This is a genomic window from Pantoea sp. JZ29, assembly GCF_035190385.1.
Taxonomy (GTDB): Bacteria; Pseudomonadota; Gammaproteobacteria; order Enterobacterales; family Enterobacteriaceae; genus Pantoea; species Pantoea stewartii.
Genome location: NZ_CP045241.1, coordinates 4,041,255 through 4,064,488, shown reverse-complemented (window position 1 = coordinate 4,064,488; position 23,234 = coordinate 4,041,255). Strand labels below are relative to the sequence as shown.

The window sequence follows — 23,234 nt, the reverse complement described above, 5'->3', positions numbered from 1 at the left end:
GACGTGCAGCCGTGCGTCCGGAATTTTCCGCTTTTTCCTCACCGAAGCACACGTAGCTTTTTCCGCGCTTGCCAGTTTGTTTTACACTTTATCTTCACGTTGATTCAAAGATAACAACCCGCCTAAGGAAAGCATGGAAATCTTTTTTACTATTTTGATCATGACGCTGGTGGTGTCGCTCTCTGGGGTCGCCGCGCGTATCTTGCCTTTTCAAATCCCGCTGCCGCTGGTGCAAATTGCCGTTGGTGCGCTGCTGGCCTGGCCCACGTTTGGGCTGCATGTGGATTTTGACCCGGAATTATTCCTCGTCCTGTTTATTCCGCCGCTGCTCTTTGCCGACGGCTGGAAAACACCGGTCAGCGAGTTTCTGCACTATGGCCGGGAAATCCTTGGCCTGGCGCTGGTACTGGTGTTGATCACCGTCGTCGGTATCGGCTACCTGATTTACTGGACCGTGCCGGGCATTCCGCTTATCCCTGCGTTTGCGCTGGCCGCCGTGCTCTCACCCACCGATGCCGTGGCCCTTTCTGGTATCGTCGGTGAAGGCCGCATTCCTAAGAAAATCATGGCGATTCTGCAGGGCGAAGCCTTGATGAACGATGCCTCTGGCCTGGTTTCACTGAAGTTCGCCGTCGCGGTCGCGATGGGCACCATGGTATTTAGCTGGGGCGGTGCCAGCGTAGAGTTCCTCAAGGTGGCGCTGGGCGGCCTAGTGGCTGGGGTTGCGGTCTGCTGGCTTTACGGGAAGTCGCTACGTGTGCTGAACCGCTGGAGCGGCAGTGATGACGCAGCCACACAAATTGTTTTGCTGTTACTGCTGCCTTTCGCCTCTTATCTGATTGCTGAGCACCTCGGCGTATCCGGGATCTTAGCCGCCGTCGCGGCCGGGATGACGATTACGCGCTCTGGCATTATTCGTCAGGCACCGCTGACGATGCGCCTGCGCGCCAACAGCGTCTGGCATATGCTGGAATTTGTGTTTAACGGCATGGTGTTCCTGATGCTGGGTCTGCAACTGCCCTCTATCCTGCAAAAATCCATCGCCGAGGCCAATGCGGATCCCAATGTGGATATCTGGATGATTTTTGCCGATATCGTGCTGGTCTATGCGGCGTTAATGGTGGTGCGCTTCGGCTGGTTGTGGATTATGCAGCGCTTCAGTAAACGGTTGCTGAAAAACAAGCCGTTAGTGTTCTCCTCGTACTCACTGCGTGAACTGTTAATCGCCTCCTTTGCGGGCGTGCGCGGTGCGATTACGCTGGCCGGTGTGCTGTCGATCCCGCTGTTTCTGAGCAACGGCAATCCTTTCCCGGCCCGTTACGAACTGGTGTTTATCGCGACCGGGGTGATTCTGTTCTCCCTGCTGGTCGGCGTCATTATCCTGCCCGTCCTGCTGCGCGGCGTCGAAACACTGGATAAAAATGCGCATCGCCATGAAATACAGCATGCGAAGGCGGTAATGGCGGGGGCGGCGATTGAGAGTCTGCAAAAAATGGAAGCCAGGCTCGAAAAAGAAACCGATGAAAACATCGATCCAGAGCTGCTAAAAGAGGTAAGCCTGCGCGTGACCGGGAATCTGCGCCGTCGCGCCGAGGGCAAAAATGACCTTGAACATGCCCTGTTTGCCGAAAATCTGGAGCGCCGTTTCCGTCTGACCGCGCTCCGTGCCGAGCGCGCGGAGGTCTATCACCTGCGTGCCACCAAGGCGATTTCGAACGAGACCATGCAAAAATTGCTGCACGATCTGGATCTGCTGGAAGCGCTGTTAATCGAGAAAGAGGCGTAACTCGCCGCCGCTTTCGGGCCCAGCCTGCTTCGCCGTGCGGCGGTGAGCAGGCGGGGCATCAGACAGACAGGCGGGGTGCATCATCGGGCCAGTGGGCCCGGCAACAGGCGATCCACGCCTGCGCACTGCGCGACAGATAACTTCCTTCCCGCCAAATCAGCCCCAGATGCCACTGAAGTTCAGACGCCAGCGGCAGCCACAGTAACGACTGCTTATCTAAACGCTGACAAATGGGTTCCGGCAGAATGGCCAGGCCCATCTCTGCCTGAACCATGGCGGCCAGAAAATCCCACTGCCCGCTTCGGACGGCAATCGTGGGCGTTATTCCCTGACGCTGAAACGCCTGCATCAACTGCCGGTTCAGTGAAAATTCTTCGTTAAAGATAAGCAGCGGATGCGCCGCCAGCTCAGAGAGTGAAAGCCGGGTGCGACGTAGCCAGGGCGCCTTACGCGGCAGCAACACACAGAGCGGATGGCGCATAAGGGATAAGGTGGCGAGGGGCAGTTCGGGATCGACCGGGAGCGCCGTCAGGGCGATATCCAGTGTTCCGGCCAGCACGGCTTCCTGCACCGTCAGCCCGCCAAATTCAGCAATGTTGAGTTCCACGCCCGGATAGCGGCGGCGAAACGCGGAGACGGAACCGGCAATCTGCATGCCCACCATTGGGGGAATACCGAGGCGCAACTGGCCGGTTTTCAGATCGTTAATATCGCCTATCTCTGCCTCAAGCTGATGAAACTCTTGCAGAATCGCCAGACCGCGTTGGTAGACCGCCTGACCGCTGTCCGTCAGATGCAGGCGGCGACCATCACGCAGAAGTAAGGCACAGCCCAGTTCCTCTTCTAACTGGCGCACCATTTTGCTGATTGTCGGCTGCGTCACGAACAACGCCTGTGCAGCCCGGGTAAAGCTTTGTTGGCGGACGACCTCGGTAAAGTAACGCAGGGCGCGAACGTCCATAACTATTCCCTTTTGGCATGATTTGGATAATTTTAATTCATTTCTTTCACCCCATGCAGCAAATCTATACTGGACGCATTCATTCCAGAGGGGAAAGACAAATGGCACTGGCCTTGCGTCGCCTGAACGTCAGCCACATAAACCGGCTGAGCGTGCCGGTACAACTGGCGCTCTACATCTCGCTGTTTATCGCCAGCGAACAGTTGGTGAACTGGCTGCACTTGCCGCTGCCAGCCAACGTGGTAGGCATGCTCCTGCTGCTGTTGCTTATCGCGCTGCGTATTTTACCCCTGCGCTGGGTAAAGGCCGGGGCAAGCTGGTTGCTGGCAGAGATGCTACTGTTTTTTATCCCGGCGGTGGTTGCGGTCATCAACTACGCGGACCTGCTGCAGGTGGACGGCTGGCGAATTTTTCTGGTGATTGCGGTCAGTACCACGCTGGTGCTGGCGGCAACGGCGCTGGTTGTGGACCGGCTTTATCGGTTTGAAGTGGCGCGCGCGGCGCGTAAGAAGAACAACGATGCCTGATTTGCCGATCAGCCTCCTGTGCGCGGCCGCCACGTTAGTGATCTACTACGTGAATAAACGGCTGTATCGCCGCTGGCCAACGCTGCTGCTGATGCCGTTGATCATGACGCCCATGATTCTGGTGCTGCTGTTGCTGGTCACCCATATCAGCTGGCAAAACTACATTGCCGAAAGTCACTGGTTGCTATGGCTGTTGGGGCCCGCCACGCTGGCGTTTGCAGTGCCCGTGTACGAAAACATGGACGTGATAAAACGCCACTGGTTATCGCTCAGCGCCGGTGTACTGACCGCCACCACGGTATCGGTGTGCAGCTCGGTGTGGCTGGCGCGTTTGCTGAGTTTGCCCGAAAGCCTGCAACGCAGCCTGGCGGTGCGCTCCATTACCACGCCTTTTGCCCTGGCGGCCGCTAAACCCATGGGCGCACAGCCCGATCTGGTGGCGCTGTTTGTGGTCATTACTGGCGTATTTGGCATGGCGGTCGGCGACGTCCTGTTTTTACGCATTGCTATCCAGCAAAGCGTGGCGAAAGGGGCTGGATTTGGGGCCGCCTCCCACGGTGCGGGCACCGCGCGGGCTTACCAGCTGGGCCAACAGGAAGGCGTCGTGTCCAGCCTGGTGATGATGTTATCCGGCGTGGTTACGGTGATTCTGGCACCGTTAATCGGGCACATTATGTGGGCACAGTAAGGCGGCAGACGGCACAGCGGTGCCCGCCGTCACTGGCCAGCTGACGGACATGATTGTCATGAATGACATCACTTTTTACGTAAAGCTTTCCAAATAAAGTTGTCACCTCGTTTCAGGCTGCTACCCTTGAGGCGGAATTATTGGACCCCTCATGGAGTAGAATCATGTTTAAACAACTTGTCACAGGAAGCGCGCTGAGCGTTATGTTGCTGAGCGGCGCTGCGCAGGCTATCGAAGGCAGCGTGGATGTGGGCGAGCACAGTACGAATCTCAATCTCGGACTGGGCACCACGTCACCGGGCCTGTTCCTGAATGGCAACTGGTTACGTAGCGATCATGACGGAAGCACCTACGGTGCAGGACTGGGTTACAACGTTGATGTTGGCGATTTGCGCCTGGCGCCAACCGCAAAGGCGATTTTTACCCATCCTGAAGACGGGAAAGACGGATTTGCGGTGGCGCTGGGCGGCAGCGCGCAGTACAACATCAACAGCATGTGGGGCTTATTCGGTCAGTACTATTACGCACCAGAAGGCCTGACTGACCACCTGGACAGCTATCAGGAGGCAAGCGGTGGTGTGAGCTTCACGCCTGTTTCTCTGCTTAACCTGCGCGTCGGTTATCAGTATATCGAGCTGAATAACAAAGGTGGCCGTAAAGATAACGTACTGGTCGACGGTCCGTACGTCGGCGCGTCACTGCGTTTCTGACAGCGGTCTGAGAAAAAGGGCAGCGACCTGGCGGTGGCTGCCCTTTTTTTATTGCAGGCACTACAGATTAGTGTGCTTTACCCTGCTCAATACCTGAACCCGTCTGGGAACGAATAAACTGTGCCCGGAAACGGGAGCGTTCTTCTGCGCCCTGCGGTGAATGGTCGGTAATGGAAAACAGCCAGGTGCCAATAAAGGCGATGGCAATGGAGAACAGCGCCGGATATTCATAAGGGTAAATGGGGGAAGCATGTCCCAGCACCTGTACCCAGACCGTGGGGCCCAGGATCATCAGCACCACTGCCGTGATCAGCCCCAGCCAGCCGCCCACCATCGCACCTCGTGTGGTGAGCTTTGACCAGTACATGGACAGCAGGATAATCGGGAAGTTACAGCTGGCCGCGATCGAGAAGGCCAGCCCCACCATAAACGCGATGTTCTGCTTCTCAAACAGAATGCCCAGCGCGATGGCTACTGCGCCCAGCACCAGCACCGTAATTTTCGATACCCGCAGTTCGTCGCGCTCGCTGGCCTGGCCTTTACGGTAAACGCTGGCGTACAAATCATGCGACACCGCCGACGCGCCAGCCAGGGTCAGGCCCGCCACCACCGCCAGAATCGTGGCGAAAGCGACGGCGGAAATAAAGCCCAGGAAGGTACTGCCGCCCACGGCGTTAGCCAGATGCACTGCCGCCATATTGGTGCCGCCAATCAGCGCACCCGAAGCATCTTTAAAGGCCGGGTTAGCTCCGACCAGTAAAATGGCACCGAATCCGATGATAAAGGTCAGGAAATAGAAGTAACCCATAAAGCCGGTGGCCCAGAAAACGCTTTTACGCGCCTCTTTCGCATCGGCGACGGTAAAGAAACGCATCAGGATATGCGGTAAGCCCGCCGTTCCAAACATCAGCCCCAGCCCCAGCGACAGGGCAGAGATCGGGTCTTTAACCAGCCCGCCAGGCTGCATAATGGCCGCCCCTTTTGGATGCACTGCCATCGCCTCAGTGAACAACGTATTAAAGCTGAAGCCGGTACTTTTCATCACCATAATCGCCATAAATGAGGCACCGAACAGCAGCAGAACGGCTTTGATGATCTGGACCCAGGTCGTCGCCAGCATCCCGCCAAACAGCACGTACAGCACCATCAAAATGCCCACCAGAATGACGGCGATATGATAGTTCAGACCAAACAGTAACTGAATCAGCTTACCGGCACCGACCATCTGCGCAATCAGGTAAAGCGCAACCACCACCAGTGAGCCGCAGGCGGACAGGGTGCGAATGGGCTTTTGTTTGAGGCGGTAAGAGGCAACATCGGCAAAGGTATACCGGCCTAGGTTACGCAGACGTTCAGCAATCAGGAACAGGATCATCGGCCAGCCGACCAGAAAACCGAGCGAATAGATTAAGCCGTCATAACCCGAGGTATAAACCAGCGCAGAAATCCCCAGAAAGGAGGCGGCAGACATAAAGTCACCGGCCATCGCCAGCCCATTCTGGAAGCCGGTAATATTGCCGCCCGCCGTATAATAATCGCTACGCGAGCGGGTTCGCTTTGACGCCCAGTAAGTAATACTCAGCGTCGCACCGACAAAAATGACAAACATCACAATGGCCTGATAATTAACGGCCTGCTTCTGCACCGCCCCGGTAATCGCATCGGCGGCCAGGGCGGAAAAGGGCAGGAGGGCGGCCAGCATCCACAGCATAAGACGCATCATGGTTTTACCTCGCGGAGGATAGCTTTTGTCAGGCGATCAAACTCGCCATTGGCGCGCCAGACATACACGCCGGTCAGTAAAAAGGAGATAACGATCAGTCCCACGCCAATCGGAATACCGCGCGTCACGTTGGTACCGGCATGCAGCGGCGTACCTAACCAGCCGGGAGCAAACGCAATCAGCAGAATAAAGCCGACATAGAGCACCAGCATGATTAGCGACAGCAGCAGGGCAAAGGACTGGCGCTTATGGACCAACTCCTGAAAGCGCGGATTTTTTTCAATTTGTTGGTAGATTCTTTCCTGTTCGGGCAGGGCATCGTTCATCACATTATCTCCAGAAGCTTGCAGGCGTGGACCTCACGCAACGGCGTGAATGCGTTATATTTTTTGTGACTACAGAAACACACTACGTAGGGAAGCGGTGGCGGAAAGCCTGATGCTTTCCGCCGGCGTGGTATTACGGCAGGGTGATGGATTGTTTCTCTTCAAGCAGTTTCTCAACGACGCCAGGATCGGCCAGCGTGGAGGTATCGCCTAAATTACTGGTATCGCCTGCGGCAATCTTGCGCAGAATACGGCGCATGATTTTGCCGGAACGGGTTTTTGGCAGCGAATCCGTCCAGTGCAGCACATCGGGCGTGGCAATCGGGCCAATCTCTTTACGCACCCAGTTACGGACCTCGGTGTAAAGCTCCGGTGAGGGCTCTTCCCCGTGATTCAGGGTGATATAGGCATAAATAGCCTGGCCCTTAATGCTGTGCGGAATACCTACCACGGCCGCTTCGGCAATTTTCGGATGCGACACCAGCGCGGATTCGATCTCGGCGGTGCCCAGGCGGTGCCCTGACACGTTCAGTACGTCATCCACACGGCCGGTAATCCAGTAGTAGCCGTCCTCATCACGTCGCGCGCCATCGCCGCTGAAATAGGCGTTTTTAAAGGTCGAGAAGTAGGTCTGCTCGAAACGTTCATGATCGCCAAACAGCGTACGCGCCTGACCTGGCCAGGAATCCGTGATCACCAGATTACCTTCACAGGCGCCGTCCTGAGGATTGCCTTCGTTATCCACCAGGGCAGGCTGGACGCCGAAGAACGGCGTGGTCGCCGAGCCGGGTTTCAGCACGGTGGCACCCGGCAACGGCGTAATCATGAAACCGCCGGTCTCTGTCTGCCACCAGGTATCGACAATCGGACACCGGCTGTTGCCGATTTTTTTGTGATACCACTCCCAGGCTTCCGGGTTAATGGGCTCGCCCACTGAACCCATGATACGCAGGCTGCTACGGTCGGTGCCCTCAATCGCTTTATCCCCTTCCGCCATCAGCGCGCGGATAGCGGTAGGCGCGGTATACAACAGGGTCACCTTGTGCTTATCAATCACCTGGCCCAGGCGGGCTGGCGTCGGCCAGTTTGGCACGCCTTCAAACATCAGCGTCGTGGCCCCACAGGCCAGGGGACCATAGAGCAGATAGCTGTGGCCGGTGACCCAGCCCACGTCCGCCGTACACCAGTAAACGTCATCCTGATGATAATCAAAGACAAATTTAAAGGTCGTGGCGGCGTAAACCAGATAGCCCCCCGTGGTATGCAGTACGCCTTTAGGCTTACCGGTTGAACCGGAGGTGTAGAGAATAAACAGTGGATCTTCGGCCTGCATTTCGGCGGCAGAGTGGTTGGTGCTGGCGTTCTGCATCAGCTCATGCCAGTGCCGATCGCGTCCTTCAACCCAGCCGACATCTTTGCCGGTACGTTGAAAGACCACCACGTTTTTCACGCTGTTCACATTGGGATTTTTTAATGCATCATCCACATTTTTCTTCAGTGGAATCGTGCGGCCCGCACGTACGCCTTCGTCGGCTGTCACAATCAATGATGCGCTGGAGTCGATCACCCGGCCCGCGACGGCTTCCGGTGAGAAGCCGCCGAAAATGACGGAGTGCACCGCCCCGATGCGAGCACAGGCCAGCATCGCGACGGCGGCCTCGGGCACCATGGGCATATAAATCGCCACGACGTCGCCTTTTTTGACGCCAAGCAGTTCCAGCACATTGGCAAAGCGGCATACATCAGCATGAAGCTGACGGAAGGTCAGGGTTTTGCTTTCACTGGCATCGTCGCCTTCCCAGATAATGGCGGGATGATCGCCCCGGGTAGCCAGATGGCGATCCAGGCAGTTGGCGGCCAGATTGAGCGTGCCGTCTTCATACCAACGAATTGAAATATTGCCTGGCGCAAATGAGGTGTTTTTGACTTTGCTGTAAGGTTTTATCCAGTCGAGGATTTTACCTTGTTCCCCCAGAAGGTTTCTGGATCGGTAACAGACTGCTGGTACATCGCCTGATACTGTTCGGCCGTAATCAGCGCGGTTGCTGCGATATTTTCTGGAACAGGATAGTTATGATTTTGGCTCATGGCGATTCTCCTTGAAGATGTTAATCATATGTCAATCAATAGTTAAGTGAAGCAGAGCAACAAGATTTGTTTCTTTTTTGCGCCATAGATCACGCGTTAACCTTGTTGACATAAAAACGTCGCAAAAGAATGAAAAACGCGCTAACGCCATGCAAAAGATAGGGATTTAGATTGCAACATTTTGTGTCTTGCGCTGTTTAAAAAAGCAGCGAACGAACCGCGTAGCGTTTGCCCACAATCTGAATAGCTATGCGAAAACTTATCGAAAGTTTACTTTTCATAACAGCAGGTTAGGAATAAATAGCCGCATCAGCATTTTATGCTTAAGAGATGGTTAAGTTTTAATCGAAGCCACCAAGGGTTGCATTTACTGCAGCGAAAATGGTACTTATCTCGCCCCTGATAATCAGGTATCAACTCAGACCGCGTCTGAAATGGGTTTAGAAATCATCGCATCGCAATGCGGGACGCTGTCTAAAACACCCTCTACTTTACCGGGCTTTTTGCTCACTTCCCTGTGTGTATTGTCTTCTGCACCTTCGCAGTAGAGAGAAACGGGTTTTGACTGAGGAAATTACGCGTTATGAAAGGTTTTAAAATCAGCCTTGCGTGGCAGATTCTGATAGCACTGGCGCTCGGCATCATCGTGGGTGCCGTATTGCATAATCAGCCAGATGATCGTGAATGGTTAGTCAATAATATTCTCAGCCCGGCGGGCGATATCTTTATTCACCTGATAAAGATGATTGTCGTGCCTATCGTGATTTCATCCCTGATTGTCGGTATAGCCGGTGTTGGTGATGCGAAAAAGCTGGGTCGTATTGGCCTCAAAACCATTGTGTACTTTGAAGTGATTACCACCGTTGCCATTGTGGTCGGGATTACCCTGGCAAATGTGTTTAAGCCCGGCACTGGCATTGATATGTCTACGCTGGCAACGGTGGACATCTCTAAATATGAAGCCACGACGGCGCAGGTACAGGAAGGGACGCACAGTCTGGTTGCGACCATCCTTTCTTTGATCCCGCAGAACATCTTTGCCGCGATGGCGAAGGGTGAAATGCTGCCGATTATTTTCTTCTCGGTCCTGTTTGGTCTGGGGCTGTCGGCCCTGCCCTCCGAACAGCGCGATCCGCTGGTCAACCTGTTCCGCGGCGTGTCTGAAACCATGTTTAAAGTGACGCATATGATCATGCGCTACGCGCCAGTGGGCGTGTTTGCTTTGATCGCCGTGACGATTGCTAACTTTGGTTTTGCCTCGCTGTGGCCACTCGCGAAGCTGGTGTTGCTGGTCTATGTCGCTATCCTGTTCTTTGCGTTTGTGGTGCTGGGGGCGGTAGCACGCTTCTGCAAACTGCGCATTACTACGCTGATGCGCATTTTAAAAGACGAGCTGATCCTGTCCTACTCGACCTCCAGTTCTGAAACCGTGCTGCCACGCATCATGGAGAAGATGGAAGCTTACGGTGCACCAAAAGCCATCACCAGCTTCGTCGTGCCCACCGGCTACTCGTTTAACCTGGATGGTTCAACGTTATACCAAAGTATCGCCGCGATTTTCATCGCGCAGCTGTACGGTATCGACCTGTCACTGACTGATGAAATCATCCTGGTGCTGACGCTGATGGTGACCTCTAAAGGGATTGCAGGCGTGCCAGGCGTTTCGTTTGTCGTCCTGCTGGCGACGCTTGGCAGCGTCGGTATTCCGCTGGAAGGACTGGCGTTTATTGCTGGCGTTGACCGCATCATGGATATGGCCCGTACCGCGCTGAATGTCGTGGGTAACGCCCTGGCGGTGCTGGTGATTGCCCGCTGGGAAAACCAGTTCGATGCAGAGCAGGCGAAAGCGTATGAATTGCAGTTACGGACGCAAACCGCGCCTTAATGCGGATTAGCAAATCAAAGGCTCAACGATGGTTGGGCCTTTTTTTTATTCTGTCTGGCTGCACCGCTCACGGCGCCACAAAAAAGCAGCTGGAAAGGATGAATTTTTCATTCGCTGTGTTAAAAATATCAAGAATAAATTATTCCTGTGGAGAACAAGCGTGAAAATCGATCTCAGTCAGATGGTCACGGAAGGGCGCAATCCGGCCAGCCTGAATATTGACGAAATGAGCACGGAAGCGATGCTTCGCGTCATTAATGATGAAGATAAAAAAGTCGCGCTGGCCGTTGAGGCTATTGTGCCGGCTATCGCCCGCGCTGTGGATATTATCTGCGCCGCCTTTCAGGCCGGTGGGCGACTGATATACGTGGGCGCGGGCACCTCCGGCCGCCTGGGGATCCTGGATGCAAGTGAATGCCCACCAACTTTTGGCACACCGCGTGAGCAGGTGACTGGCCTGATTGCCGGGGGCCATCAGGCCATTTTGCAGGCGGTGGAAAACGCTGAAGATAATGTGGCGCAAGGCGCGCAGGATCTGAAAGACATCCACTTCAGCCAGCAGGACGTGCTGGTGGGCATCGCCGCCAGTGGACGCACGCCTTATGTTCTGGGCGCGCTCGAGTACGCCCGGCAATGTGGAGCGACGACGGTTGCGCTGACCTGTAATCCGCACAGCAAAATGGCCGACGTCGCCGATATTGCCCTGACGCCCGTGGTCGGGCCTGAAGTGGTGACGGGCTCATCACGCATGAAGGCGGGGACCGCACAGAAGCTGGTCCTGAATATGCTGACGACCGGCGCGATGATTCGTACAGGCAAAGTCTTCGGCAATCTGATGGTGGACGTTGAAGCCACGAACCAGAAGCTGGTACAGCGCCAGGTCAATATTGTGATGCAGGCTACTGATTGTGACGAAGCCTGCGCCAGTGCCGCCCTGGCGGCCTGCGGCGGGCACTGCAAAACCGCCATTCTCATGGTGCTGGCGGAACTGAGTGCTGATGAGGCAAAAACGTTGCTGACCCAACATCAGGGCTTTATTCGTCGGGCGCTACAGGCTGCGGGAGCACGCTGATGGCGGACGTGACCGATGCACTTCTGCACGCTATCGTGCAGGCAGCAGGCGGCGCAGACAATATTGCCGTTTGCGGCCATTGTATGACCCGTTTACGCCTGACGCTGAAGCAGAATCAGGCTGACATCGCCCGGCTGAAAGGTTTGCCTGGCGTGCTGGGTGTCATCAAGGGTGACGATCAACTGCAGATCGTGCTCGGTCCCGGCAAGGCGCAAACGGCGGCGGAACGGATGCATTTGCTGCTTTCACAGGGGGCACCGAATCTGCAACAGGTGGCTGCGCAACAAAAACAGCAGATAAAGGCCAGACAGACCCGCGCGGTGCATCAGTTTCTGGCACGTTTCGCCACCCTTTTCACACCGCTCATCCCCGGCTTTATCGCCGCAGGTTTACTGCTGGGATTCGCCACGCTGATTGAGCAAAGCCTGCACCTCAGCACGCCGGGCGCACATCCTGCAGGCTTACTGCACACCGTGGCCTATATGAAAGTGTTCAGTAAAGGGTTATTCACCTTTCTCAGCATCCTGATTGGCTATAACGCGCAAAAAGCCTTTGGCGGCACCGGCGTAAACGGGGCCATTATCGCCTCGCTGTTTCTTCTGGGCTATGTGCCCGATGCGAAGGTCGGCTATTACAGCGGCATGGACAGCTTTTTTGGTCTGGCTATCGATCCGCGTGGCAACATTATCGGTGTGCTGCTGGCCGCGATGTTTGGTGGCTGGCTTGAAAGGCAGTTGCGCAAGGTCATCCCGGATAACCTGGATATGATTCTTACCGCCCTGTTAACCTTATTAATCACGGGCGCGCTGACTTATCTGCTCATCATGCCGCTCGGCGGCGAGCTGTTTAAGGGAATGTCGTGGTTGTTTATCCACCTCAATAACAACCCCTTCGGCTGCGCCCTGCTGGCTGGGCTGTTTTTGATCGCCGTGATGTTTGGCATTCATCAGGGGTTTATTCCGGTCTATTTTGCGCTGATGGAAACCCAGGGATTTAATTCACTGTTCCCTGTTCTGGCTATGGCCGGTGCCGGTCAGGTGGGGGCCGCACTGGCGCTCTGGTGTAAAGCGGAAAAAGGCGCGTTGTTGCGCACCCAGATAAAAGGCGCCATCGTGCCCGGCTTGCTGGGCGTGGGTGAACCGCTGATTTATGGCGTCACGCTACCGCGGCTCAAACCCTTTATTACGGCCTGCGGCGGCGGGGCAGTGGGCGGATTTTTTATCGGTCTGGTGGCCTGGCTGGGGCTGCCGGTCGGCATGAATACGGTGTTTGGTCCTTCGGGTCTGGTCACGCTTCCGTTAATGACCTCGCATCAGGGCATTTTTGCTGGCATGGCCGTGTACCTGGGCGGTTTGATCGTGGCCTGGGTCAGTGGCTTTGTACTGACGTGGTGGTTTGGCTTACGGGATGTCGATTTAAGCTGAATCCATAAGGAATGCGCTATTAACCCGTCAAGCGGTACGGTAAGACGTTAGTCTCACTGCGGATGTCACGCGCCGGGCGCGGGTGGGATGGTGCTGCGCGCTAATCAGTTGCGTTAAAGTAAATCGTTAAAATGTAATGGGTTAAAAATCCCCGTGAGTAAACGAAGCCGCTACTGAGCGGCTTTTTTAATGCAATAAATTAACGCGTAGCACTAAAGTGTAAATGCGCCACTGCCGAAAACATAAAAAAAGGTAAAGCTTACCTTTCACGTGCTTTCATCCATGCTTCTGGTGCAAGTCTGACTGGTACTATCAAGGACTCCTATGCGCAACAACCAACCTGTTTCTCAGCGTGAATATGTGTATGACGATCATGCCACACTGATGACAACGACCGATCTCAACAGCTATATCACCTATGCCAATGATGCATTCGTTGAAGCCAGTGGCTTTTCATCTGATGAGGTCAAAGGGCAGCCGCACAATATGGTGCGTCACCCGGATATGCCACCCGAAGCTTTTGCCGATATGTGGGCGACGTTAAAACAGGGCGAACCCTGGACAGCGCTGGTGAAAAACCGCCGCAAAAACGGGGATCACTACTGGGTGCGGGCGAACGCGATTCCGGTGGTGCGCAACGGTCAGGTGCAGGGTTATATGTCGGTGCGGACGAAGCCATCCGCACAGGACGTGAAAGCCAGTGAAGCACTCTACCGTGATTTTCGTGAAGGTCGCGCGCAAGGCCGCCGTTTTCACAAAGGATTAATTGTCCGCAGCGGCTGGCGCCGCCTCGGCTCGATCTTAAAAACGCTGCCACTGCGCTGGCGCATCCGTACGGCGCTGCTGGCTTTACTGCCGCTGTCCGTCGCAGGCGTCTGGGCGCTGGGAATGGCACCGCTGGCGTTGAGCGGATTTGCGGGCGGCATGGCCGTTCTGTTGCTGCTTGCCAGCCTGTGGCTGGAGCAGCAAATTTCCCGTCCTGTTGAGCGCATGTGCAAACAGGCACTGCGCGTGGCCACCGGGGCCAGTCACCAGGTGGAGCAGATGGACCGCATTGACGAGGTGGGGCTGACGTTGCGCGCCATTGGACAGCTAGGGCTGATGTTCCGCTGGCTGGTGGACGATGTGAGTGGCCAGGCGATTAACGTGCTGAGCGCCAGTGACGCCATCGCCCGCAGTAACAATGAACTGAGCCGCCGGACCGAACAGGCCGCAGCGAACGTGCAGCAAACGGCCGCGACCATGAACGAAATGACCGCCACCGTGAAGAGTAATACGCAAACGGCCCAGGAGGTGAATTCGCTCTCCGTCAATACCAGCGATGCGGCAAGCAAAGGTGGCGAGGTGATGAAAGAGATGATGAGTATGATGGCGGATATCGCCGACAGCTCAGAACGCATTGCCAGCATCACCAGCGTAATCGACAGCATCGCGTTCCAGACCAATATTCTGGCGCTGAACGCCGCCGTTGAGGCGGCACGCGCGGGTGAGCAGGGTAAAGGCTTCGCCGTTGTGGCTGGCGAAGTACGCAGCCTTGCACAGCGCAGCGCAAAAGCCGCCAGCGAGATTAAAGCGCTGGTGGAAACCAGCGCCAGCCGGGTCAGTTCAGGCAACGAGCACGCCGGTGCTGCGGGACATACCATGCAGGATATTGTGCAGCAGGTGCAGAACGTCACTTCGCTCGTTGCCCAAATCAGCGCGGCCACGGCGGAACAGGCGACCGCGCTCAGTGAAGTCAGCACGGCGGTAGAAGATCTGGACGATATTACCCATCAAAACGCCGCCCGCGTTCAGGAAAGCGCAGAAGCGTCGGGCCGTATGACCCATCAGGCTAACCGTCTGGTGGAAGCGATCAGCGTGTTCCGCTAAGTTTTGACCGGCCTGCCACCGGATGGTGTTGTGCCATTCGGCGTGATCACGCTCTTCGCGCGCAGGGTGCGAACCGTGATCATGCCGTCTGGTACGGCATGATCGCTAAGAGGCTTTCCCGTCCTAATCGTCTCTTCTGCTGCCCAATTGCTTACCCTCAGCCAATATCCCATCACGGCCTGACTCGTCTCAGAGCATCACGGCGTAACGCCTGTCTTTGCCGTCTTGTGACATAACAGCATAGCGCTGGGCGAAAGTCGTCAGGCGCACAGGTAGTCATTAATACTGCCTGCTATGCAAGGTGTAGTCATTTAACCTTTCGTGTTTAAACAGCGCTAAACGTGCTTTTCATTTTCAGTTTTATTGAATGATATGAGCAAAACCCTCTGCTTTTTCTTGTGCGATATTCGTCCTATTATGCTTTCACACAAGGCATGTAGCCTTATCTAAACGAAAAAGACCGAGGAATTGACCATGAAAACTATCAAAACTTTTGCTGCTTTAATCGCCCTGACTATTCTGCCTGTTGCGGCTTTTGCACAAACTGTGACGGCGACCGGCTCAACACTGGACAGCGCAGAAGCGAAAATTGCTGCTCAGGCGCAGGATGCTGGTGCTTCCTATAAGATCACCGAAGCGAACACCAACAACGGTGTGCACATGACGGCTGAGCTGTATAAATAAGCCTTGAACGTCTGTGCTGACAGGACGCCTGATGGCGTCCTGGCTCCGTTTTTAGCGAAACAGAACCTGTCACTTTACCGCCTCTACTCCGCTTTCCTGCATCATTCTGTCCCATCCGGCCTGTCTCTTTGACCAACAGATCGTTCGCTTAACCGTTCAGCCTTTGCCAGAAAAGCCCCTTGTATGCGCGCCATCATCCCTCAATGCTGCGCGTACCGGCGATAACCCGGGCGCGGATGTCGTCCTGAACGGACAACACCGCGGCATCATGCGCAATGAATGGCAGGAGAAGGAAAAGGAAAGTGGGGGAGACAATGCGGAATCGACCGCTGGTCGCCTGCGGCAACTACCCCAGGCGACCAGAAAGGTTATGACACCTCTTCAGAAGCGTCGTGCATCATTTCATCGTGCGGCACATCGTCCAGAATCTGTTCAAAACTGCGCAGACGTTTATAGATCGACATTAACTCGACCAGGGTGGACCACGAGGTAATGAGGTACTGGAACGATCCCCGAACCTGGTCAAACACGTTGGTGATCTGGTTCAGCAGGCCCAGCGTAATGGCACCGGCCACAATAGACGGGAACAACAGGAACAGCCCGAACACGTTATCCACCTGCAGATAAAGGATGCGGCTGATATTGAAGTAAAGATAGTGAAAATAGAGACGGAAATAGTTAATCCGCACATTGTGGAACAGCACTTTTACGGTCGGCGGCGTGGCGCGATCGGCGTGATCTTCGCCGTAAACCAGCTCTTTACGATAAGCCGCTTCAACGCGCTGGTTACGGAACTCCAGGCCGGGAAGCTTAATGCCCACCAGCGCCAGCAGCGCCGTACCAAAGAGTGACCACAACACCGCCGCGATCACCAGCGCATAGGGGATGCTGCCCAGAATCGGGATACTTTTTACATGATGTGAAAGCGCCACCAGAACGGGTAAAAACGCCACCAGGGTCATAATGGCCTGAATGAAACTCACGCCCCAGCCTTCCAGCGTGGTAGCAAAGCGCATGGTATCTTCCTGCACACGCTGTGCCGCGCCTTCAACGTGGCGCAGGCGCTGCCAGTGATGCATATAGTAATTATTCATCGCAGTGCGCCAGCGGAATACCCAGTGGCTGATGAAAAAAGCATTCATCACGCCAATGACCACCGCAATCAACGCGATACCCAGGAAGGCGATGACCTGAGCATAAAATTCGGCAATCTGTACCGAACCGGCTTTCGTCAGCGCTTTTTGAATTAAATCGTAGAACGGGCCATACCAGGCATTGACGGCCACGCCAACCTGGACGCCAAACCAGGTCACAAAAATAATCAGCGCGGAGCCCCAGACCGACCAGCGCTGCCAGGGATGGTTATCAATGATGCGCCACGCAAGAGCGAACAGGGCAACCATCAGCCAGTAATAGCCATAGAACCATAACTCACCCGGCGCAATAAAGCGCATCACCGTCGTGGGCAGGGGCTGCCTGATGGCGGCCTGAAACGCAGGCCAGAAATGGGCCGGTAAATCGCTGGCAAAGCCAAACCAGGCAAAAATCGCCAGTAAACTCCAGATGGCGGCCGAACTGAAAAACGGCCCAGGTCGTGGAAAGAAAGACTTAAACATAGGTACTCCGCTGTTGTGTAATCGCTTTTATAACGTCTTAACGGCCATCTGTCTGTAGCCTGTTGTTTCTGAACATGACATTGACAACTTATATGTTAATGAAATTGTGCTTTTTTGTTTCCTTAAACTAAGTATTTGTCGGTAATGGTGTTACACTTAGCGCCACTGTTACCGGTAACAGCTTGTTGTACCCGAAATCCGCAAATAAAAACCACTACAACGCGCATTCACTTCTCTTTTTCGTACCGCAGTTGATGCGGTGATGAGGCAATGTCATGTCAGACCAGAAAAAGGGTCATTCACGCAGGGATTTTTTGCTGAAGACCATCACCCTGGCGCCCGCAGTGGCGGTAGGCAGCAGCGCATTGGGTGCCTTTTCTGCACCCGCTCAGGCACAGGCCGCAACGCCTGCCGAAAGCCAGGTCGCCCGAGACTATCAACCCAGTTGGTTTACTGCCGAGGAATTTGCGTTTATCAACGCTGCCGTGGCGCGGCTGATCCCCGCCGATGAACGCGGTCCGGGCGCGCTGGAAGCGGGCGTGCCGGAGTTTATCGATCGCCAGATGAATACGCCTTATGCCACCGGGGCCAACTGGTATATGCAGGGCCCCTTTAACCCGGATCTCCCCAAAGAAATGGGCTATCAGTTGCCGCTGGTACCGCAGCAGATTTACCGTCTCGGCCTGGCCGACGCCGACCAGTATAGCCGGCAGCAGTACGGTAAGGTCTTTGCCCAACTGAACGCTGAACAGCAGGATGCGGCGCTTCAGGCGATGGAGAGCGGCAAGGCCCATTTCAGCCAGCTCCCCGCCAACGTGTTTTTCTCTTATCTCCTGCAAAACACTCGTGAAGGCTTCTTTAGCGATCCGATCCACGGTGGCAATCAGGGCATGGTGGGCTGGAAGCTCATCAACTTCCCTGGCGCCCGCGCCGATTTTATGGACTGGGTAGAGCGCGGTGAACGGTATCCGTTCCCGTCAGTGTCGATTCGTGGAGAGAGAAGCTGAGCATGGCAAATGAATTAAAGAAAGTGGATGCCGTGATTGTCGGCTTTGGCTGGGCAGGGGCCATTATGGCCAAAGAGCTGACCGAGGCCGGTCTGAATGTGCTGGCACTGGAACGCGGTCCGCATCGTGATACCTATCCCGATGGATCCTATCCACAGTCGATTGATGAACTGACCTATAACATCCGAAAAAAGCTGTTCCAGGATCTGTCCAAAAGCACCGTCACTATCCGTCATGATGCGTCACAGACTGCCGTGCCGTATCGCCAGTTAGCAGCTTTCCTGCCGGGCACCGGCACCGGTGGCGCAGGACTGCACTGGTCAGGTGTACATTTTCGGGTCGATCCGGTTGAGCTAAAACTTCGCAGCCACTATGAGGCGCGCTACGGTAAAAAGTTTATTCCTGAAGGGATGACCATTCAGGATTTCGGCGTGGACTATCAGGAGCTGGAGCCATTTTTTGATAAAGCAGAAAAAGTGTTTGGCACCTCCGGTAGTGCCTGGAGTATTCAGGGTAAGGTTGTCGGCAAAGACAAAGGCGGTAACCCGTTTGCGCCCGATCGCTCTGACAACTTTCCGTTGCCCGCGCAAAAGCGCACCTGGTCAGCACAGCTGTTTGCCCAGGCCGCCGAGTCAGTAGGCTATCATCCTTACGATCTGCCCTCGGCGAATACCTCAGGTCCTTATACCAACACCTATGGCGCGCAGATGGGACCATGCAACTTCTGCGGCTACTGCAGCGGTTACGCCTGCTATATGTATTCCAAGGCCTCACCCAATGTGAATATCCTGCCTGCGCTGCGTCAGGAGCCAAAGTTTGAGCTGCGCAATAATGCTTATGTGCTGCGCGTCAACCTCACGGACGATAAGAAACGCGCTACCGGCGTCACCTATGTAGACGCGCAGGGGCGTGAACATGTGCAACCGGCAGATCTGGTCATCCTGTCAGCCTTCCAGTTCCACAATGTCCACTTAATGCTGCTGTCCGGCATTGGCCAGCCTTACAACCCGATCACTAACGAAGGCACGGTCGGACGCAACTTTGCCTACCAGAACCTGTCGACGCTGAAAGCGCTGTTCGACAAAAACACCACCACCAACCCGTTTATTGGGGCAGGCGGTGCCGGTGTCGGCGTGGATGATTTCAACGCCGATAACTTTGACCACGGGCCGCACGGTTTTGTCGGTGGATCGCCATTCTGGGTCAATCAGGCGGGCACCAAACCCATCTCGGGTCTGCCCACCCCGCCGGGAACACCTAACTGGGGTAGCCAGTGGAAGGCCGCCGTTGCCGATACGTACACGCACCACCTTTCTATGGATGCCCATGGTGCGCACCAGTCTTACCGCGTGAACTATCTGGATCTGGACCCGAATTATAAAGACGCCTACGGTCAGCCACTGCTGCGTATGACGTTTGACTGGCAGGAAAATGACATCAAGATGGCGCAGTTTATGGTGGGGAAAATGCATAAAATCGCCGAAGCCATGAACCCGAAAATGATCATTGGCGGGGCTAAAAAACCCGGCACACATTTCGACACCACCGTCTACCAGACCACCCACATCAGCGGCGGGGCGATTATGGGTGAGGATCCTAAAACCAGCGCGGTTAACCGCTATCTGCAAAGCTGGGATGTGCCTAACGTCTTTGTGCCTGGCGCATCGGCGTTTCCTCAGGGACTCGGCTATAACCCCACCGGTATGGTGGCGGCATTGACTTACTGGTCAGCGAAAGCGATTCGCGAGCAGTATCTGAAAAACCCAGGCCCTCTGGTGCAGGCATAAGGATGATGGCGATGAAAAACGGCATTTTAGCCCTGATTCTGGGCGGTATTTCCTTTGTTGCCCTGGCCGATGAGAGCACTAGCGAACTGATAAAACGCGGCGAGTATCTGGCCCGCGCGGGCGACTGTGTCGCCTGCCACAGCAGTGAAGGCGGCAAGCCCTTCGCAGGTGGCTTGCCGATGGCCACGCCGATTGGCACGATCTACTCAACGAACATCACGCCGGATAAATCGACCGGGATTGGTGATTACAGCTACGATGACTTTCAGAAAGCCGTGCGGCACGGTATTGCGAAAAATGGCGATACGCTCTATCCCGCCATGCCTTATCCCTCTTATGCGGTGGTCAGCGATGAGGACATGAAGGCGCTGTATGCCTACTTCATGCATGGCGTCGCCCCTGTCAGTCAGGCCAACAAAGCGAGCGATATCCCCTGGCCTCTGTCGATGCGCTGGCCGCTGGCGATCTGGCGCAACCTGTTCGCACCGGATGTAAAAGCGTTCCAGCCTGCCGCGCAGGAGGATCCGACGCTGGCGCGAGGCCGTTATCTGGTAGAAGGGCTGGGTCACTGCGGTGCCTGCCATACGCCGCGTAGCGTGACCATGCAGGAGAAAGCGTTAACCAACGCCGACAGTAACGATTATCTGGCGGGCAGCAGTGCGCCGATTGATGGCTGGACCGCCAGCAACCTGCGCGGGGACAACCGTGACGGCCTGGGCCGCTGGAGTGAGGATGACCTGCGCCAGTTCCTGCGCTATGGCCGTAACGATCACACCTCAGCCTTTGGCGGCATGGTGGATGTGGTTGATCACAGCCTGCAGCACCTGACGGATGACGACATCACGGCGATTGCCCGTTACCTGAAGTCGCTGGGTGCGAAAGATCCGCATCAGGTGGCTTTTAGCGTGGATGACGCGACCGCGAAGGCCTTATGGAAAGGCGATGACAGCCAGACAGGCGCTGCGGCCTATGTCGACAGCTGTGCGGCCTGCCATAAAACGGACGGCAGCGGTTATACACGCTTTTATCCCGCGCTGCGCGGCAACCCGGTGGTGATGGCGGACGATCCGACCTCGCTGATTCACATTGTGCTGGTCGGAGGCGAGCTGCGTGGGGTGAAGGGCGCGCCGTCAACGATTACCATGCCTGCCTTTGGCTGGCGTCTGAACGATCAACAGGTCGCGGACGTGGTGAACTTCATCCGTCACAGCTGGGGCAATAACGTACCGGGAACGGTCACCGCGAAGCAGGTGGCTGACCTGTGCAAGGATGTGAAAGATCGTCAGGGCAGTGCAGATATCAAGGTGTTAGAAGGCAAGTAACACGTACGTTGCAGCCTTCCCCCACCGGGGAAGGCTGCACGATCAAATATTTTCCAGCGTCACACCGCGCGTCTTAGGACCAAAAACGCCCACCGACAGCATCACCATCAGCATGCTCAATACAATAAAGGCGATGACGCCATGCGTACCGGTGTGCTGCAAAATCACGCCGATCAGAAGACTGCTAAAGGCGGTCGATAACCGACTAAAGGAGTAGCAAAAACCTACTGCTCGGGCGCGGATAGCGGTCGGGAAAATCTCGGTCTGGTAAGCATGATAACTGCAGGTCAGCCAGGCATTAGAGAAGGTGATCAAAAATCCGCATATCACCAGCAACACCGGGTTCGTCTGCAGGGCAAACAGCGTACCAAACACCACTGTCATCAGCGAAGAAAGGACGATTTGCCATTTATTCTCAAGCTGGCTGGTAAAGCTGCCACAAATCAACGAGCCGATGGGATAGGCCAGCGTGATAAAAAAGGCATACAGCAGGCTATGGGTAATGGACGTACCCTGCCCGGACAGCAGCGCAGGCAGCCAGTTACCAAAGCCGTAGAAGCCAATCGCCTGGAAGAAGTTCATTATCACCAGCATCAGGGTGCGGTTACGGTAGCGCGGAGCCCAGATGTCGCGGAAGCGGCTTTTCGTGTCAGAGGCTGCCGCAGGCTGTGAGTGCGTCAGGTGTTGGCCGGGCACGATGCCGCAGCGTTTTTCCATGGCCGACATCACGGCATGGGCGTCTTCATGCCGTCCCTGCTGGGCCAGCCAGCGGGCGGATTCCGGCAGGTTTTTACGCACCAGCCAGATAATCAGCGAGCAGACAGCGCCCGCGATGACCACCCAACGCCAGCCCTCCAGGCCCAGAATATGTTGCGGCATCAGCCACCATGACATGAGCGCCACTGTTGGCACCGATAAAAACTGAATAAAAAAGGAGAAGGCAAACGCCCGGTTACGCAGATGCGTGGGCACCCATTCGCTCAGGTAGGTGTCGATGGTTACCAGTTCTACGCCCAACCCAATACCGACCAAAAAGCGACACAGAATCACCATCTCTGCGCTGTGCTGAAACGCCATCAGTAACGAGAAAAATCCGTACCAGGCTAACGCACAGATAAAGGTCAGCCGACGGCCAAACCGATCGGCAAAAGGCGTAAGCAAACTGGCCCCCACAAATAAGCCCAGAAAGGTCGCCGACGCAAATGCGGCCTGATCGGTAATGCCCAGAATACCGGCGCTGCCCGCATGGAAAATGCCGGCGGCCAGTAACCCTGTGCTGATATAGCCGGTTTCAAACAGATCGTAGAGTTCAAAAAAGCCGCCTAACGCCAGTAGCGAGATGAATCGCCACAAACCGCCAGAAGAGGGCAGCGCGTCAATGCGCCCGGCTAAGCTGGTATGGGCAGTCGACGAGGCAGACGTCGGTGCCATCCCTGAAGTCAAGGCTGGTGTCATTTAGAGTAAACCTCATGTAAGGATGATGGCCATTCTCACTACAGGCAATAATCGCTTTGAAACAGGTGCCCGTTCGCGAGCAGGAAGCAGCAGAATAATCAATTCTCTGATTCTTGCCGATAGGAATAGTGGTGAATTTTTAACAGGGCAGAGTCCAGTTATGGCTGGATCGGATGGGCGGTCAGCGTTCTGACGCGGTGCAGAGAGAAATAAGGTCAAGTCAGATGCGATAACAGCCAGTCAGGTGTCGATACCACCTGACAGACTTCCCTGCCCGCCCCGCTTTTTTTCCGGGGCGGGCAGG

At 55.5% G+C, this 23,234-nt stretch carries 17 protein-coding genes and 1 pseudogene; 12 read left to right on the top strand and 6 right to left on the bottom strand.

Going from position 1 to position 23,234, the window contains the following annotated elements; all coding sequences use genetic code 11:
* The first annotated feature begins 133 nt into the window (after window positions 1-133).
* A complete protein-coding gene (locus GC090_RS18850) occupies window positions 134-1,786 on the top strand; it encodes a Na+/H+ antiporter (RefSeq protein WP_033738994.1) in 1,653 nt (550 codons plus the stop codon).
* 58 nt (window positions 1,787-1,844) lie between these two features.
* Here GC090_RS18850 and GC090_RS18845 read toward each other — a convergent pair whose 3' ends face one another.
* Window positions 1,845-2,747 (bottom strand): LysR family transcriptional regulator, encoded by a 903-nt coding sequence (locus tag GC090_RS18845; RefSeq protein WP_039339057.1) that lies wholly within the window; start codon window positions 2,745-2,747, stop codon window positions 1,845-1,847.
* A gap of 101 nt (window positions 2,748-2,848) precedes the next feature.
* Here GC090_RS18845 and GC090_RS18840 point away from each other — a divergent pair, with 101 nt between their 5' ends.
* From GC090_RS18840 to GC090_RS18830, 3 genes are all read left to right on the top strand, one after another.
* On the top strand, window positions 2,849-3,274 hold the full coding sequence (locus GC090_RS18840; RefSeq protein ID WP_039339056.1) for a CidA/LrgA family protein: 426 nt from the start codon (window positions 2,849-2,851) through the stop codon (window positions 3,272-3,274).
* A complete protein-coding gene (locus tag GC090_RS18835; RefSeq protein WP_033738999.1) occupies window positions 3,267-3,962 on the top strand; it encodes an LrgB family protein in 696 nt (231 codons plus the stop codon). Before GC090_RS18840 ends, GC090_RS18835 begins: the two co-directional genes overlap by 8 nt.
* Before the next feature lie 164 nt (window positions 3,963-4,126).
* A complete protein-coding gene (locus GC090_RS18830) occupies window positions 4,127-4,672 on the top strand; it encodes a YfaZ family outer membrane protein (protein WP_006121584.1) in 546 nt (181 codons plus the stop codon).
* 67 nt (window positions 4,673-4,739) lie between these two features.
* Here the strand turns inward: GC090_RS18830 and actP are convergent, their stop codons facing one another.
* The 3 genes and pseudogenes from actP to acs form a co-directional block, all read right to left on the bottom strand.
* Window positions 4,740-6,395 carry a cation/acetate symporter ActP gene (gene actP / locus GC090_RS18825; protein WP_369974375.1) on the bottom strand — a complete coding sequence of 552 codons (1,656 nt, stop codon included), beginning with the start codon at window positions 6,393-6,395 and terminating at the stop codon, window positions 4,740-4,742.
* Window positions 6,392-6,721 (bottom strand): DUF485 domain-containing protein, encoded by a 330-nt coding sequence (locus GC090_RS18820; RefSeq protein WP_006121586.1) that lies wholly within the window; start codon window positions 6,719-6,721, stop codon window positions 6,392-6,394. The genes actP and GC090_RS18820 overlap by 4 nt, the downstream gene beginning before the upstream one ends.
* A 133-nt stretch (window positions 6,722-6,854) precedes the next feature.
* Window positions 6,855-8,809: pseudogene (gene acs / locus GC090_RS18815) on the bottom strand (acetate--CoA ligase).
* 583 nt (window positions 8,810-9,392) lie between these two features.
* Between acs and gltP the strand changes: the two are divergent.
* From gltP to GC090_RS18790, 5 genes are all read left to right on the top strand, one after another.
* Entirely contained in the window at window positions 9,393-10,694 is a 1,302-nt protein-coding gene (gltP, locus tag GC090_RS18810; RefSeq protein WP_324020630.1) for a glutamate/aspartate:proton symporter GltP, read from the top strand.
* A gap of 160 nt (window positions 10,695-10,854) precedes the next feature.
* Window positions 10,855-11,766: an N-acetylmuramic acid 6-phosphate etherase gene (murQ, locus tag GC090_RS18805; protein WP_039339122.1), complete on the top strand. Its 912-nt coding sequence runs from the start codon at window positions 10,855-10,857 to the stop codon at window positions 11,764-11,766.
* Window positions 11,766-13,190 (top strand): PTS N-acetylmuramic acid transporter subunit IIBC, encoded by a 1,425-nt coding sequence (gene murP / locus GC090_RS18800; RefSeq protein ID WP_162286150.1) that lies wholly within the window; start codon window positions 11,766-11,768, stop codon window positions 13,188-13,190. The genes murQ and murP overlap by 1 nt, the downstream gene beginning before the upstream one ends.
* Window positions 13,191-13,514: 324 nt before the next feature.
* Window positions 13,515-15,059, top strand: a complete 1,545-nt coding sequence (locus GC090_RS18795; RefSeq protein ID WP_133745486.1) for a methyl-accepting chemotaxis protein — start codon at window positions 13,515-13,517, stop codon at window positions 15,057-15,059.
* 474 nt (window positions 15,060-15,533) lie between these two features.
* The gene (locus GC090_RS18790; RefSeq protein WP_033739003.1) at window positions 15,534-15,743 is read left to right on the top strand and encodes a YdgH/BhsA/McbA family protein; all 210 of its coding nucleotides are present in this window, start codon (window positions 15,534-15,536) and stop codon (window positions 15,741-15,743) included.
* 368 nt (window positions 15,744-16,111) lie between these two features.
* Here the strand turns inward: GC090_RS18790 and sbmA are convergent, their stop codons facing one another.
* Window positions 16,112-17,359 (bottom strand): peptide antibiotic transporter SbmA, encoded by a 1,248-nt coding sequence (sbmA, locus tag GC090_RS18785; RefSeq protein WP_033739005.1) that lies wholly within the window; start codon window positions 17,357-17,359, stop codon window positions 16,112-16,114.
* Between the two features lie 275 nt (window positions 17,360-17,634).
* Between sbmA and GC090_RS18780 the strand changes: the two genes are divergently transcribed.
* From GC090_RS18780 to GC090_RS18770, 3 genes are read left to right on the top strand one after another with little or no spacing between them, the layout of a single operon-like run.
* Window positions 17,635-18,366, top strand: coding sequence for a gluconate 2-dehydrogenase subunit 3 family protein (locus GC090_RS18780; RefSeq protein ID WP_058707829.1), 732 nt, complete (start codon window positions 17,635-17,637; stop codon window positions 18,364-18,366).
* Window positions 18,367-18,368: 2 nt separating this feature from the next.
* The gene (locus tag GC090_RS18775; RefSeq protein ID WP_006121596.1) at window positions 18,369-20,153 is read left to right on the top strand and encodes a GMC family oxidoreductase; all 1,785 of its coding nucleotides are present in this window, start codon (window positions 18,369-18,371) and stop codon (window positions 20,151-20,153) included.
* Between the two features lie 11 nt (window positions 20,154-20,164).
* On the top strand, window positions 20,165-21,475 hold the full coding sequence (locus tag GC090_RS18770; RefSeq protein ID WP_324020629.1) for a c-type cytochrome: 1,311 nt from the start codon (window positions 20,165-20,167) through the stop codon (window positions 21,473-21,475).
* Window positions 21,476-21,517: 42 nt separating this feature from the next.
* Here the strand turns inward: GC090_RS18770 and GC090_RS18765 are convergent, their stop codons facing one another.
* Entirely contained in the window at window positions 21,518-22,930 is a 1,413-nt protein-coding gene (locus tag GC090_RS18765) for an MFS transporter (protein ID WP_033739010.1), read from the bottom strand.
* Window positions 22,931-23,234 lie beyond the last annotated feature (304 nt).